The 12,133-nt window shown below is 57.5% G+C and carries 12 protein-coding genes and 1 pseudogene; 5 read left to right on the top strand and 8 right to left on the bottom strand.

What is annotated here, in order from left to right:
* Positions 1-54 precede the first annotated feature (54 nt).
* From LG31_RS0114195 to LG31_RS0114185, 3 genes are all read right to left on the bottom strand, one after another.
* On the bottom strand, positions 55-735 hold the full coding sequence (locus LG31_RS0114195) for an SDR family oxidoreductase (RefSeq protein WP_033115112.1): 681 nt from the start codon (positions 733-735) through the stop codon (positions 55-57).
* 31 nt (positions 736-766) lie between these two features.
* Positions 767-1,393 (bottom strand): TIGR04219 family outer membrane beta-barrel protein, encoded by a 627-nt coding sequence (locus LG31_RS0114190; RefSeq protein ID WP_033115111.1) that lies wholly within the window; start codon positions 1,391-1,393, stop codon positions 767-769.
* 94 nt (positions 1,394-1,487) lie between these two features.
* The gene (locus tag LG31_RS0114185; RefSeq protein ID WP_033115110.1) at positions 1,488-1,943 is read right to left on the bottom strand and encodes a copper chaperone PCu(A)C; all 456 of its coding nucleotides are present in this window, start codon (positions 1,941-1,943) and stop codon (positions 1,488-1,490) included.
* Positions 1,944-2,032: 89 nt separating this feature from the next.
* On the opposite strand from LG31_RS0114185, the gene LG31_RS0114180 reads away from it, so the two are divergent.
* Positions 2,033-2,782, top strand: a complete 750-nt coding sequence (locus LG31_RS0114180; protein ID WP_033115109.1) for an enoyl-CoA hydratase-related protein — start codon at positions 2,033-2,035, stop codon at positions 2,780-2,782.
* A gap of 12 nt (positions 2,783-2,794) precedes the next feature.
* On the opposite strand, the gene LG31_RS0114175 is transcribed toward LG31_RS0114180, so the two are convergent.
* Positions 2,795-3,223: a DUF2753 family protein gene (locus LG31_RS0114175; RefSeq protein ID WP_033115108.1), complete on the bottom strand. Its 429-nt coding sequence runs from the start codon at positions 3,221-3,223 to the stop codon at positions 2,795-2,797.
* Positions 3,224-3,508: 285 nt separating this feature from the next.
* Here LG31_RS0114175 and LG31_RS0114170 point away from each other — a divergent pair, with 285 nt between their 5' ends.
* Complete coding sequence (locus tag LG31_RS0114170) at positions 3,509-4,186, top strand: CatB-related O-acetyltransferase (protein WP_033115107.1); 678 nt, start codon at positions 3,509-3,511, stop codon at positions 4,184-4,186.
* 60 nt (positions 4,187-4,246) lie between these two features.
* Here the strand turns inward: LG31_RS0114170 and LG31_RS0114165 are convergent, their stop codons facing one another.
* Complete coding sequence (locus tag LG31_RS0114165; protein ID WP_033115106.1) at positions 4,247-4,969, bottom strand: ParB-like protein; 723 nt, start codon at positions 4,967-4,969, stop codon at positions 4,247-4,249.
* Between the two features lie 183 nt (positions 4,970-5,152).
* Between LG31_RS0114165 and LG31_RS0114160 the strand changes: the two genes are divergently transcribed.
* Positions 5,153-6,757, top strand: coding sequence for a peptide ABC transporter substrate-binding protein (locus tag LG31_RS0114160; RefSeq protein ID WP_033115105.1), 1,605 nt, complete (start codon positions 5,153-5,155; stop codon positions 6,755-6,757).
* A gap of 132 nt (positions 6,758-6,889) precedes the next feature.
* Complete coding sequence (locus LG31_RS0114155) at positions 6,890-7,189, top strand: hypothetical protein (protein ID WP_033115104.1); 300 nt, start codon at positions 6,890-6,892, stop codon at positions 7,187-7,189.
* Positions 7,190-7,264: 75 nt separating this feature from the next.
* Here the strand turns inward: LG31_RS0114155 and dusA are convergent, their stop codons facing one another.
* The gene (gene dusA / locus LG31_RS0114150; RefSeq protein WP_084059635.1) at positions 7,265-8,317 is read right to left on the bottom strand and encodes a tRNA dihydrouridine(20/20a) synthase DusA; all 1,053 of its coding nucleotides are present in this window, start codon (positions 8,315-8,317) and stop codon (positions 7,265-7,267) included.
* A gap of 88 nt (positions 8,318-8,405) precedes the next feature.
* Here dusA and LG31_RS0114145 point away from each other — a divergent pair, with 88 nt between their 5' ends.
* Positions 8,406-9,527: a site-specific integrase gene (locus tag LG31_RS0114145; protein WP_033115102.1), complete on the top strand. Its 1,122-nt coding sequence runs from the start codon at positions 8,406-8,408 to the stop codon at positions 9,525-9,527.
* A gap of 110 nt (positions 9,528-9,637) precedes the next feature.
* Here LG31_RS0114145 and LG31_RS0114140 read toward each other — a convergent pair.
* A pseudogene (locus tag LG31_RS0114140) lies at positions 9,638-10,670 on the bottom strand (IS481 family transposase).
* Between the two features lie 142 nt (positions 10,671-10,812).
* Positions 10,813-11,775, bottom strand: coding sequence for an IS1595 family transposase (locus LG31_RS0114135; protein WP_033115101.1), 963 nt, complete (start codon positions 11,773-11,775; stop codon positions 10,813-10,815).
* Positions 11,776-12,133 lie beyond the last annotated feature (358 nt).

The raw sequence follows: 12,133 nt of genomic DNA, 5'->3' as shown, positions 1-12,133 counted from the left end.
GCGCGCTTTTTGTTTGTCTTCTCTTCTAAAGCAAAGAGGATTGCCGCAAAGAGCCTACTCGTTGCGACCGATAAAGAGGTCGGTCACGTGGCAGCTGCTGCGCGCCGCCAGCGCATCGAGCATGTAGGCGGCGGCATCTTCCGGGGTCATGAAACGGGTCGGGTCGACGTGATCCGAGTTGTCCCAGAAGGCGCTGCGGATCCCGCTCGGGTAGAGGTTCACCAGTCGCAGCGGCGAGCCTTTCAGCTCGGCGCGCAACGACTCCAGAAAGCCACGCATCCCCCATTTGGAGGCGCAGTAGAGGCTCTCGTTGGCCTTGCCCACCTGCGCGGCAGAGGAGAGCACGTTGGCCAGCACCCCACCTTTCTCGCCGATGAGACGCACCGTCTGCTGGGCCACCAGTATGGTGGAGACAAGATTGCTCTCCACCACACTGCGGATCTGCTCGGCGGTGTAGATGCCGACCGGGCCGAATTCGCCAACCCCGGCGCAGTGGATCACCATCTCGGGCAGGCCGCCCCACTCAACGGCGGCGGCAAAGGCCATCTCCACCTCTTCGTGGTGCGCCAGATCGGCGGCAATGCCGATCACCGCCTGACCGAGCAGATCTTCCTGCTCCTGCAGCTTCTCGTAACGGCGCCCCATCATGACAACCCGATGGCCCCGCTCAACCAGCCCTGCGGTCAAGGCGCGGCCCAGACCGGAACCGGCCCCCGTCACTATGATGTAGCCCATTACTTCTCCTTGTCGTCAGCTGACTGTCAGATTAGAAGGTGAATTCGCCGCCCATGAACCAGCCGTCGATACGCTGGTCGACGTTATCGAAGTCCACATTGGCTTCACGCCAGCCGGCACGCAGTTTGACCGGCATGTTGGAGAACTTGTAGGAAGCACCCAGACGGTAGTCATAGTTGTCCACGTCGTGAGTACGCAGATCACCGAAGAAGGCGAAACCTGTGTTCGGGATGTAGAGTTCGCTACCGGCGTAGGCCATCACGGTGTCCTTGTCGTAGCCCTTGCGACCGTAGGAGGTCAGCTCGCCATCGTAGTAACGACCGGTCAGACCCAGATCGATCTTGAACAGATCGTTGTTGAACAGACGGTAGTAGAGGTTCAGATCGTAGGCAGTCAGCTCATTCTTGAAGGCGCCGCCGGAGGTGCTGAAGTCGGAGATCTCAAACTTGGCGTTCGGCAGGAAAATGATGCCGTGTTCCAGCTGCAGGTAGCCGTTCCAGTTGTAGTGATCGTCATAGTTGGTGCTGGCACCATAAACCTGACCACTGCCTTGGGCGTTCCATACGTCGGCACCGGCGGCGAAACGCCAGTCATTGGCGGCCATGGCTCCCTGGCTGCACAGGGCAAACAGAACACCGGCAATCAGCGTCTTTTTCATCACTTCACTTCCTCTTGCATACATGGAAAGAGCGCTATTTTACCCGGTGCAGCCAAAATACCCAGTCTCAAATCTGAACAAGCGACGACAAATGTCAGTGTTTCATATGCTTCATGTTCATCCCGGCCATCGGCTCGATCGGTTTGACCGGCAGGGAGAGCTCCAGCTTCTCGCCATCATCCATGGTCAAAGTAAGCGGCATCGGAGTTTTTTCGGAGAGCGCACCAATCTCGAACAGCATGATGTGGAAGCTGCCGGGCTGCAGCGCTACCTCACCCTTGGCCGGGATCTCGATGCTCTCGACCTGACGCATCTTCATCACGCCATTCTCGTGCAGGTGGGTATGCAGCTCGGCTCGACCCGCCGCAGGAGAGGCTGCCGCCACCAGCTTGACCGGCTTGTCGGCATCGTTCTTGAGCACCATGAAGGCGGCGGTGTTGGGAGAGCCCGGCGGCAGCAAACGCACATAGCCGTCAACCGCATCCACCTTGGCCAGCGCGGGAGCCGTCATGCCGAGCACCAGCAGAGAATAAAACGCACGTTTAAACATGGTTGAAATCCTTTTATGATGTTGTTAAACGGCTCCAAGGTTACTCCGACAGTAACCTTTGTGCACCCTTCAATAACAAGGATTTAGACATGGCCCCCATTCTCGTCGCCGAGCAGCAGGATGGCTTGCTCACCCTGACGCTCAACCGCCCCGACAAGCGCAATGCCCTCAATACCGCCCTCTATCAGCAGCTGGTGAGTGCCCTGCAACAGGCGGCAAACGATGAGGAGGTGCACGCCCTGCTGCTGCAGGGTCAGAGCGACTGCTTTACCGCGGGCAATGATCTGGCCGATTTCGTAGGCAAGAGCTCGCTGGAACCCGATGACCCCATCCTGCAGTTCCTCCACACCCTGGCTGACTTTCCCAAGCCGGTGATTGCGGCGGTCGGCGGCCCGGCGGTGGGGATCGGTACCACCATCCTGCTCCACTGCGATCTGGTCTATCTGGCGGATAACGCCCGCCTGCAACTCCCCTTCGTCGAGCTGGGGCTGGTGCCGGAGTTCGCCTCCAGCCTGCTGCTGCCGCGCATGGTGGGTCACCTCAAGGCGGCGGAGCTGTTGCTGCTGGCCGAGGCGATCGATGCCGACGAGGCACTGCGGCTCGGGCTCGCCAACAAGGTGGTAGCGGCCGATGTCCTGCTCCCCTTTGCCCGCGAGCAGGGGCTCAAGCTGGCAAGCAAGGCGCCCAAAGCGGTGCAAAAGAGCAAGGCGCTGCTGAAACAGGAGCTCAAACAGGCGGTCCACTTCGTCATCGATCTGGAGGCGCGCGCCTTCGCCCAAGCCCTGCAAGGGGAAGAGGCGCAGCAGCGCATCGCTCAAAAGCTCAAACGCCGCAGCTGAGATCGACGCCTGTCAGTTGAGGCGAAAGCGGCCGATCAGTTCGCAGCCCTGTACCTTGTCCTGCAACTGGATCAGTTTGGCTATTTCGGGGTTGGGGTGGCGCTTCAAGAAGGCGAGCAGGGCGCCACGGCAGCAGCCCAGCTCGCTGATCAGCGCCTCGCACTCCCGGTTGGGGCACTGCGGTACCAGCGCCGTCACCAGCTCGGAGGCGAGCTTGAGATAACGCAGCTCATAGGCGGGTTCATCCATCGCCCGCCAGAAGTCGGCCAGTCGGTGGCAGGTAGCGACCCGCATGCTGGCCAGCTCGGCAAGCTCAACCTCGCTCATCTCGTAGACATCCCCCAGCGCCTGCTGATAGAAGCAGACGGCGGCCCCCAGCGAACCGGACTGCCACGACCGCTCCGCCTCCAGCATGTAACGCTGCCAACTCTCTGGTGTCATTTCGTTATCCCCCACCGACTCAACCGGGAGGTTAATGATGGCTAATTGAGAATAAATATCAACCAGATGGTTAGTGCAGGATCTCCGCTGCAGGTTGGCAAATCGCTGCAATCCCCCTTATGATCCCACCACTTGCCGATATCAGGGCTTACCCCGAATGCGACCCCGTCTGCCCCAAATGCTGGGCTGCTCACTGCTCTGCGTGCCCCGCATGCTGGTCTGGATCTATTAGCTGCGCTCCATCAAGCGCAACCAATTAAATCCATTCAACAAAGGAGTACCAGGATGAAAACCTGCCAGCACTGGTCACAGGTCGAATACCTGCATCTGACGGTCAGCAACCCCAACATCTGCCTCAAGGGGCAACACAGCTACTACTCGGGTGCCTGGGATGGCCCCTTCGAAGAGGAGGTGGTGCGCTACCTCTATGGCGACAGCTTCAGCCGTCATCCCGATACCGGCTGGGAGCCGCTCTGGCATATCGACCAGCTCCATATCGGTGACTACGTGCAGATTGCCGCCGGGGTGAAGATCATCATGGGCGGCAACCACACCCACAACACCGCCTTCATCAGCACCTATCCGTTTGCTGATCTGGAGGCGCTCAAGCGCAGCTACCGCCCTGCCGGCGATACCCGCATCGGCAACGATGTCTGGATCGGTATGGAGGCGATGATCATGCCCGGCGTCACCATCGGCGATGGCGCCATCATCGCCGCCCGGGCGCTGGTCACCAAAGATGTGCCGCCCTACGCCATGGTGGCGGGCACGCCAGCGGCCATAGTGCGGATGCGCTTCACCGAGAGCGAGATAGCCCGGCTGCAGGCACTCGCCTGGTGGGATTGGCCGAACGAACAGGTCAATGCCCTGTTGCCACTGATCCAGCAGGGCGAGGTGGCGCTACTGGAACAGGCGGCGGCCACCTGGCAGAGCCAGGCTTCAACGCCAGATGCGACACCATAACGCGCAGACTGACATAAAAAGAGGGCGACCCACGGGTCGCCCTCTCTCGTTGTCTGGCTGTCAGTTCGCCGTCTTCGACTGGTTGAGGCTGCACTGCCGGCCGGGATAACCGGGCAGATCTTTGGCATCGCTGCCACAGGCAAGCCGTTTGGCCTGCTGCAGCCGGGCCGCCAGATTGGCGCTGTCTATCGGCATCCACTGCATCTGCTTGCCGAGCCAGCTGGCCCAGGCGAACTCGACAAAGTAGACCTGATCCTGCTTGCTGAAGTAACCCGCATCCTGCAGCAACCCCGCCAGAGTGCGATAGGGGTAGTCGGGCAGCTTGTCGATGCTGGTCGGCAGCTGCTCTGGCGTGAGGGGTAACCCCTTCTCATCCTTGAGCCAGGCCCAGTGGTTGTTCTGCATCTGGCTCCAGAAGTTGTCTTTATCCTGCAAGCGACCGATCACCTTGACCCGCACCTGCTTGACCCCTTGCTGCCAGAGCGCTTTGGTCAGGTGGTGTCGGTCCACCAGCCAATAGCCGCCATCCGGCGCAATCACCACAGGGATCTCTTTCTTTTTCATCAGCTTGTCGAGCTGCTTGGGATTCATGTCCGCCAGCGTCGCCTGGGTTTCATCCACCTGCAGCTGCCCCACCCCGCCCTGAGTCGGGTGCAGGGTCTCGATCCCCGCCTCGCACCAGCTGCCCACCGCCGTGTCGCTCTGGCACGGCGTCAACGCCCAGGCACTCTGGCTGAGCGCCCCGACTATCAGGAAACAGCCCGGCAATAACCATGCTTTCATCGTTTGCTACTCCTAGTCACATTCAATCCCGGACACGCGACAACGCGGCGCCGCCCCGGCGACAGATGAGAGCCGAATGCTGGCGGTCAGACCAGTAAACGGGATATCATGATTTCCCGTCTGTCGGCGACATTTTCTCGCCGAGTTTTCTCCCCGCTTCACACAATTTGAAGGATCCGACCCATGAAAGGATGGAGCCCCTTGCTGGCCCTCTTGGGCTGTGCCGCAGTCCAGGCTGCCGATATTCCCGCCGGAACCGAACTGGCCGCCACACAGGTGGTGGTTCGCCACCTGAAAGATGAACCTGCCAGTCTCAGTCCGCTCAAGCTGGTCGGCTTGCCCGAATTGCAGGTGCTGCGGGATCTGTTCGAGGGGCTGCTGACCCAGGGGGCGGATGGCAAACCCGTCCCCGCCGTTGCCCTGCGCTGGGAGAACAAGGACAACCAGTTCTTCACCTTCCACCTGCGCCCGGATGCCCGCTGGTCCAACGGCGATCCGGTCAAGGCTGGCGACTTCGTCTACAGCTGGCGCAAGCTGGTCGACCCGAAAGAGGCGGCCACTTTCGCCTGGTTTGCCCAACTTGCCCGCTTCGACAAAGTGGACGAGGTCATGGCTGGCAAATTGCCTGCCAGCGAGCTGGGTGTCAAGGCGATCGATGACCACACCCTGCAGATCAACCTCTCCCAACCGGTTCCCTATTTCCTGAGCCTGCTGACCCACCCCAGCCTGTCGCCGCTGCATCAGGCCAGCATCGAGAAGTTTGGCAACAAGTGGACCCAGCCGGGCAAGCTGGTCGGCAACGGCGCCTTTGTGCTGAGCAGCCGGGTGGTCAACGAGAAGCTGGAACTGGTGCCCAATCCCCACTACTGGGACAAGGCCCACACTGTGCTGACCAAGGTCATCTTTATGCCGATCAATCAGGAGACCACCGCCACCAACCGCTATCTGGCGGGGGATCTGCAGATCACCGAGTCCTTCCCCAAGGAGCAGTACGACAAACTGATGAAAGAGATCCCGGGTGAGGTCTATACCCCGATGCAACTTGGCACCTACTACTACGCCTTCAATACCCGTCAGCCGCCGTTGAACGATGTACGGGTGCGCAAGGCCCTCTCCTACACCATCGATCGCGCCCTGATTGCCGACAAGGTGCTCGGCACCGGCGAGAAGCCAGCCTACCACTTCACCCCGGATGTGACCGCCAGCTTCGAGCCCAAGGCCAACCTGCTCTCGAGCAGCAGCCAGCAGGAGCTGGACAGCAAGGCGCAGGTACTGCTCAAGGAGGCAGGCTACGGCCCGGACAAACCGCTCAAGCTCTCGCTGCTCTACAACACCGCTGAAGTACACAAGAAGCTGGCGCTCGCCATCGCCAACATGTGGAAGCAGAAACTGGGCGCTCAGGTAGAGCTGACCAATCAGGAGTGGAAAACCTATCTCGACAGCCGCCAGAGCGGCCAGTTCGAGGTGATCCGCTCCTCCTGGGTGGCCGACTACAACGATCCGTCCGCCTTCCTCGGTCTGTGGGGCTCTCACCACAGTGGCAACATGACCGGCTTTGCCGATGCAAGCTATGACCAATTGCTGGACAAGGCGGCGCAAACCCGCGACAGCGGCGCCCGCAGCCGGCTGTTCGATCAGGCGGAGAGCATCCTCGAGCAGCAGGCGCCCATCGCCCCCATCTATCAGTACACCAACGCCCGGCTCATCAAGCCCTGGCTCAAGGGCTACCCCATCAACAACCCGGAAGATGTGGCCTACAGCCGCCAGCTCTATATCGTCAAACACTGAGCTGATATAGAGCACTGAAGCACAAGAGGGCCGCCTGCGGGCGGCCCTCTTATTGATACTGTTCACACCCCGGATTGATGCATAGAATGCCCGCTTTCCGATTCCATCAGCCGTTGTCGATCGCCATTTATCATGCGTTACCTGTTACTGCTCTCCCTGTTCTGGACACTGCCAGCCCTAGCCGAGAGTGAATCTCACTGCCAGCAAGCCTTTGTCGACTGGATGCTGCATCAGCAACAGCAGTTCAGCGATCGCAAGGCGGACAAGATGACGCGACGGCGGGCCGAGCGAGCTATCGATCTCGCCCGGCAGGAGTACGACAAAGCGGGCAGCTTCTGCCAGACCATGCTGCAAATAGAGGCGTATCGCGACAGCGATCCCCGCTTCACCCCGCGCGAGGGGGAGATCCACAACTTCCACCCCGCCAGCTGAGCCTCTGCTCACGGCCGATTGAAATAAAAAAGCGCGTCACAAGACGCGCCTTTTTCGCTTTGCCAGACCAGACAGTTATTCGCCCTGCTCGCTGGCGGCAAACTCCGGCACCTTGGCCATGGCATCCAGCACCACCTGAATATCCGCCCCCGGCTTGCAGGCGTTTTCGCTCAGGTGACGACGCCAGGCGCGCGCCCCCTGCATGTTCTGGAACAGCCCCAGCATGTGGCGGGTCATGTGGGAGAGGTAGTTGCCCTTGGCCAGCTCCTGCTCGATATAGGGCAGCATCATCCGCACCACCTCGTGACGACTCGGCACGGCGTTGTTCTGGCCGAATACCAGATTGTCCACCTGCGCCAGAATGTAGGGGTTCTGATAGGCTTCGCGCCCCATCATGACGCCATCGACGTGTTGCAGGTGCTCAAGGGTTTGCTCCATGGAGGTGACACCGCCGTTGAGGGCGATGGTGAGATCCGGGTAATCCTGCTTGACCCGATAGACGCGAGGGTAATCGAGCGGCGGGATCTCGCGGTTCTCCTTGGGGCTCAGGCCGCTCAGCCACGCCTTGCGGGCATGGACGATAAAGGTATCGCAACCGACGTCGCGCACCTGCTCGATGAAAGCCTGCAGAAATTCGTAGGAGTCCTGATCGTCGATGCCGATACGGGTCTTCACCGTCACCGGAATATCGACCACATCGCGCATTGCCTTGACGCAGTCAGCCACCAGCGCGGGTTCACCCATCAGACAGGCACCAAAGCGGCCATTTTGCACCCGATCGGAGGGGCAGCCGACGTTGATGTTCACCTCGTCATAACCACGCTCCTCGGCCAGCTTGGCGCAGCGCGCCAGATCGGCCGGATTGCTGCCACCCAGCTGCAGGGAGATGGGGTGCTCCTGCTCGCTGTAACCCAGATAATCCCCCTTGCCGTGGATGATGGCGCCGGTGGTCACCATTTCGGTATAGAGCAAGGTCTGGCGGCTCATCAGTCGATGAAAATAACGGCAATGCCGATCGGTCCAGTCCAGCATGGGGGCAATCGAGAATGTCTGGCGGTGGGTAGGCTTGCCAGATATGGCCTCAGAGCCTGATTTAACGGGGTTTTCACTGATTTGTTTCTGAGTCATTTGCGGGTGTTTCCAGACATTTGTTGATTGAACCTGCCCCATATCTGCCCCACCATTTCATGGGGCAGGTGTACTCCACGAGGTATCTATGGCCGGCTACACAATAGAAAAACGTAAGACCAGCAAAGGCGAGTTACGCTATCGCTGTACCGTCAGGGAACATAAAGGCGAAGAGGTAGTATACCGAGAATCCCGAACCTTTGGCAGACAGTCCGACGCCAAGAGCTGGGGAGCGCAGATGTTGGCGATGATCGAAAGAGATGGCCTTCCGGGTAAACTCCAGCCAGTCCCGACCATCCGCGAACTCATTTCGCTCTACCGTGCCCATCCAGCCATCAGCCCTACCATAGGCAGAACCAAGGCTTATTGCCTCGACCTGGTTGCCGATTGCGATATCGCCAAGCTCAATGCCAACGAGCTAACCATCAAAGACTTGGTCGATCACTGTCAAGCCAGAAGAGATGCGGGAGCCTCTCCAGCCACCATTGCCCATGACATCAGCTACCTTGGAACTGTTTTTGCCGCCGCCAACCCAGTCTTTAATATCCCTGTCGACAACAAGCTCATCCTGGAAGCACGTAAGACCCTCAACAACCTGAAACTGGTGGGTAAATCACAAAAACGCACCCGCCGCCCCGTGAGCAATGAGCTGGAAAGAATCATCCAGGGGCTGGAAAAACGGCAGAATCACGGTATGGCCAAGATCCCCTACACAGACCTTCTCAACTTCGCCATCCTGAGCTGTATGCGGATAAGCGAAGTATGCAAAATAAAATGGTCTGACGTCGATGCACGAAATAAGGCCGTGCTAGTGGAAGATCGCAAAGATCCAAGGAAAAAAATTGGCAATCACATGCTGGCTCCTCTTCTGGGGGATGCATGGACGATCCTGAACAGACAGCCAAAAACCAATGAAAAAATATTTCCTTATAACAGCCGAAGTGTTACAGCAGGTTTTCAGCGAGTAAGGAAAGAGCTCGATATTGAAGATCTTCGATGGCATGACCTAAGGCGCGAAGGCGCTTGCCGTCTTTTTGAAGCCGGATTTGTAATTGATGAAGTGGCACAGGTTACTGGACATAGAAACATAAATATTCTTTGGCAAATTTATACGGATCTTTATCCAAGTCGGGTACATGAAAAGTTTGAAAAATTAAAGATTGAAAAGTCAATCATAGAGAAAAGGCATAGTAAAACAGTGCACAAATAAAGTTAAAATAAAACATGAGAGTGGATTGGAAAAAATCTCATTCTACAATGTGTACAGATATAGTTATCACCTAACACCGGCCTCAAACCGGTGTCTTGTTTACGCTACTTTTAAGTGCGCACTTCCTTCGGTATCAATTTCAGACCCTTCTTGAACATGTTGTAGGGGGTCTGTCCCTCCATCATACTGCCCTGATGTGGCCGCTTGGTGTTGTAGTGTTCCAGGTAGCTATCCAGGTCTGTCTGCATCTGCTCCACCGACTCATACCAGGTCGTCCTCCCCTTGATACGGAAGTGTTCATCCAGCAGTGTGCGATGCAGTCGCTCGATAAAGCCGTTGCTCCGCAGCCAGCGTACCTTGGTTGTCCGGTGCTCAATCCCCTCCAGTTGCAGGAACAGCTCGTAGGGATTGTGGTCAGGTCGTCCACAGAACTAGCGCCCGTTGTCCGACAGGATGGTATAGACCACGTGCCTCGTGGGCCTCGAAAAACGGCAGCACCGTTTCATTGAGTACATGGACAGAGATGATTGGCAGCTTGCTGGTGTAGAGCCGCCCCCAAGCGTGGCGGCTGTAGCAGTCCAGCACGGTTTGTAGATACACCTTGCCCACGCCCTTGAGCGCGCCGACGAAGAAGGTGTCGACCGCCACCAGTTCCCCGGTGTAGTGGACTTCTATCTGGCGTTCGCGGAACTCCGGACTGAAACGCTCGAGCAGGCGAACTTGCTCGTCGTTGAGCTCAATGACCTGTTCTCTGTGGGTTTTCGCTAGGCGCAGCAAGCGGTCGTGTTTGGAGAGCAAATCGTGACGTTGCCACACACCACGCACACCGCCTGGACTTACGTTGATGCCTTGCAGAGCCAGTTCTTGCGCGACCCACAGCGGGCCATGAGTTGGTCTGGTGAGGGAGTAATCGAGGATGGCCTGTTCAATCTCGGGAGCGACCCGATTAGGATGATCCCCTTTACAGCCGGGCAATTTGTCGAGCAAGCCCTCGGTGCCATAGGTCTGGTAATTACGGCGAATTTCGTAGAACGGCTGATGGCTGTAGCCGATGAGCTTGCAGGCTTTGCTGACGTTATTGAGCTCTTTGGCGAGCTCTAGCAGGCTGAGTTTGCGACGTGCAACTTTCTCGTTGGTGGTCATACGGTGACTCCAAACAACACGGTAGGGGTACCGTTTTGTTATCCGGTTTGAAGCCGTATGACCACTCTCTTTTGTGGGCAACTGTCAGGTGAATACCATTTCCATACACTTATACAATATGTTATTGCCCCCATAGGAAAGGCTATGTCCCAATTACGTGTTGCATGGGTTGCCCCAGCGCCTCATGCAAACACGCTTTGATATTCACACCCTTCCCATAACGCTCCAGCATCCTGCGCCAACCCAGATAATTCCTCAGGTAGTGCGTCGCCACGCCATGGAAGCGCTCCATCCACTCCTTCAACCTATGGTGATACCCGTTTACATGTTGAATGTGGTATGCCCCCATGACCCGTTCACCTTGGCGATTGCGCACCACCTTATGGGTCACGCCCTGCTCTTTGCTGAAACTGGCATATACGCCTGCACCATCGCTACACAGCACTGCATCCGGCGAGACCAGGGGCTTCAAGACCGCGATAACTGTTTCGGCATTCATCTTTTCCAACTGAAAATCTGCATGGTGACCAGCACGGTCCTGCACCACCATCACAGGGATGTAATCGGGCCCGGTTCCCCGGGTTCGCCCTTTACCTCCTCGACACCGAGCCAGACGAGGTAATCCCCGCTGCCCCTTGAACGACTCGAGGAAGAAGGTCTCGTCGACCTCAACGATGCCCTCTTCCCGTGTGGCTTGATGGGCGGCCATCGCACGCAAGAAGCGGTGGCGCCAGAGGAAAGCGGTGTTCTTGCTGACCCCGCAACGCAGAGCTGCCCGGCGGACAGTGAGTCCTTCAATGAGGGCTTGCGCGTAGTCTTCCCAGCACTGCGTTTTACGTAATCTGGCCAAGGGGGTCTTGGTCAGCACGGTACTGGTGCGTAGACACAGTTTGCAACGATAGCGACGTAGTCCGCGGCTCCATCCCCATGGTGCCAGCTGATTGGCATCGGCCTGACAATGTGGGCAACCGCGGCATGCAGGTAGCTGGGTATTGAGTGAGGTAATGGTGTGGGGCGCCATGAGCTCCTGCCGGGCAACACGGCGTTGGCGCAGGGTAAGCAGTGGAAAGAGAGACAACAGGTGTTGAAAGGCTGGGGTATCCATGATGGTAGACCTCAAGGTGATGGCCTACTTCAAGCTTAGCCTTTCAACACATAATTGGGACAGAGCCATAGGAAAGCCCGTGCTATTAAAGAGGCCATGAATCTATCAACTAAAAGAGGCAATAATAGTAAGATTCTGTTTTTGCAAGTGGAGCACAGCTAGCGACTACGCAGAAAAAATCAACTTTACAGAAGACTACTTAATCATCAAACCTTTCAGAATAAAGGATGTAATACATAAACCAAAAGATATAAAATCACAAAATACACTAATCAACGCATTATAGAGTAGAAAATTATCAGTCCCAATATGAGAACGTCCCATCCAGCTTCATTTTATATATTAAGTTGGTATTAGG

The organism is Aeromonas lacus, from assembly GCF_000764665.1.
In the GTDB taxonomy this organism is placed as follows: Bacteria; Pseudomonadota; Gammaproteobacteria; order Enterobacterales; family Aeromonadaceae; genus Aeromonas; species Aeromonas lacus.
Note: the sequence above shows the minus strand (reverse complement) of the source record. Positions and strands in the feature narration are given on the sequence as shown.

Excerpts from the sequence above, each read along its gene's own strand:
- LG31_RS0114180 (WP_033115109.1), top strand. The coding sequence starts at position 2,033 with ATGGCCCCCATTCTCGTCGCCGAGCAGCAGGATGGCTTGCTCACCCTG.
- LG31_RS0114195 (WP_033115112.1), bottom strand. The coding sequence starts at position 735 with ATGGGCTACATCATAGTGACGGGGGCCGGTTCCGGTCTGGGCCGCGCC.
- LG31_RS0114175 (WP_033115108.1), bottom strand. The coding sequence starts at position 3,223 with ATGACACCAGAGAGTTGGCAGCGTTACATGCTGGAGGCGGAGCGGTCG.
- LG31_RS0114185 (WP_033115110.1), bottom strand. The coding sequence starts at position 1,943 with ATGTTTAAACGTGCGTTTTATTCTCTGCTGGTGCTCGGCATGACGGCT.
- LG31_RS0114165 (WP_033115106.1), bottom strand. The coding sequence starts at position 4,969 with ATGAAAGCATGGTTATTGCCGGGCTGTTTCCTGATAGTCGGGGCGCTC.
- LG31_RS0114170 (WP_033115107.1), top strand. The coding sequence starts at position 3,509 with ATGAAAACCTGCCAGCACTGGTCACAGGTCGAATACCTGCATCTGACG.
- dusA (WP_084059635.1), bottom strand. The coding sequence starts at position 8,317 with ATGACTCAGAAACAAATCAGTGAAAACCCCGTTAAATCAGGCTCTGAG.
- LG31_RS0114145 (WP_033115102.1), top strand. The coding sequence starts at position 8,406 with ATGGCCGGCTACACAATAGAAAAACGTAAGACCAGCAAAGGCGAGTTA.
- LG31_RS0114135 (WP_033115101.1), bottom strand. The coding sequence starts at position 11,775 with ATGGATACCCCAGCCTTTCAACACCTGTTGTCTCTCTTTCCACTGCTT.
- LG31_RS0114155 (WP_033115104.1), top strand. The coding sequence starts at position 6,890 with ATGCGTTACCTGTTACTGCTCTCCCTGTTCTGGACACTGCCAGCCCTA.
- LG31_RS0114190 (WP_033115111.1), bottom strand. The coding sequence starts at position 1,393 with ATGAAAAAGACGCTGATTGCCGGTGTTCTGTTTGCCCTGTGCAGCCAG.
- LG31_RS0114160 (WP_033115105.1), top strand. The coding sequence starts at position 5,153 with ATGAAAGGATGGAGCCCCTTGCTGGCCCTCTTGGGCTGTGCCGCAGTC.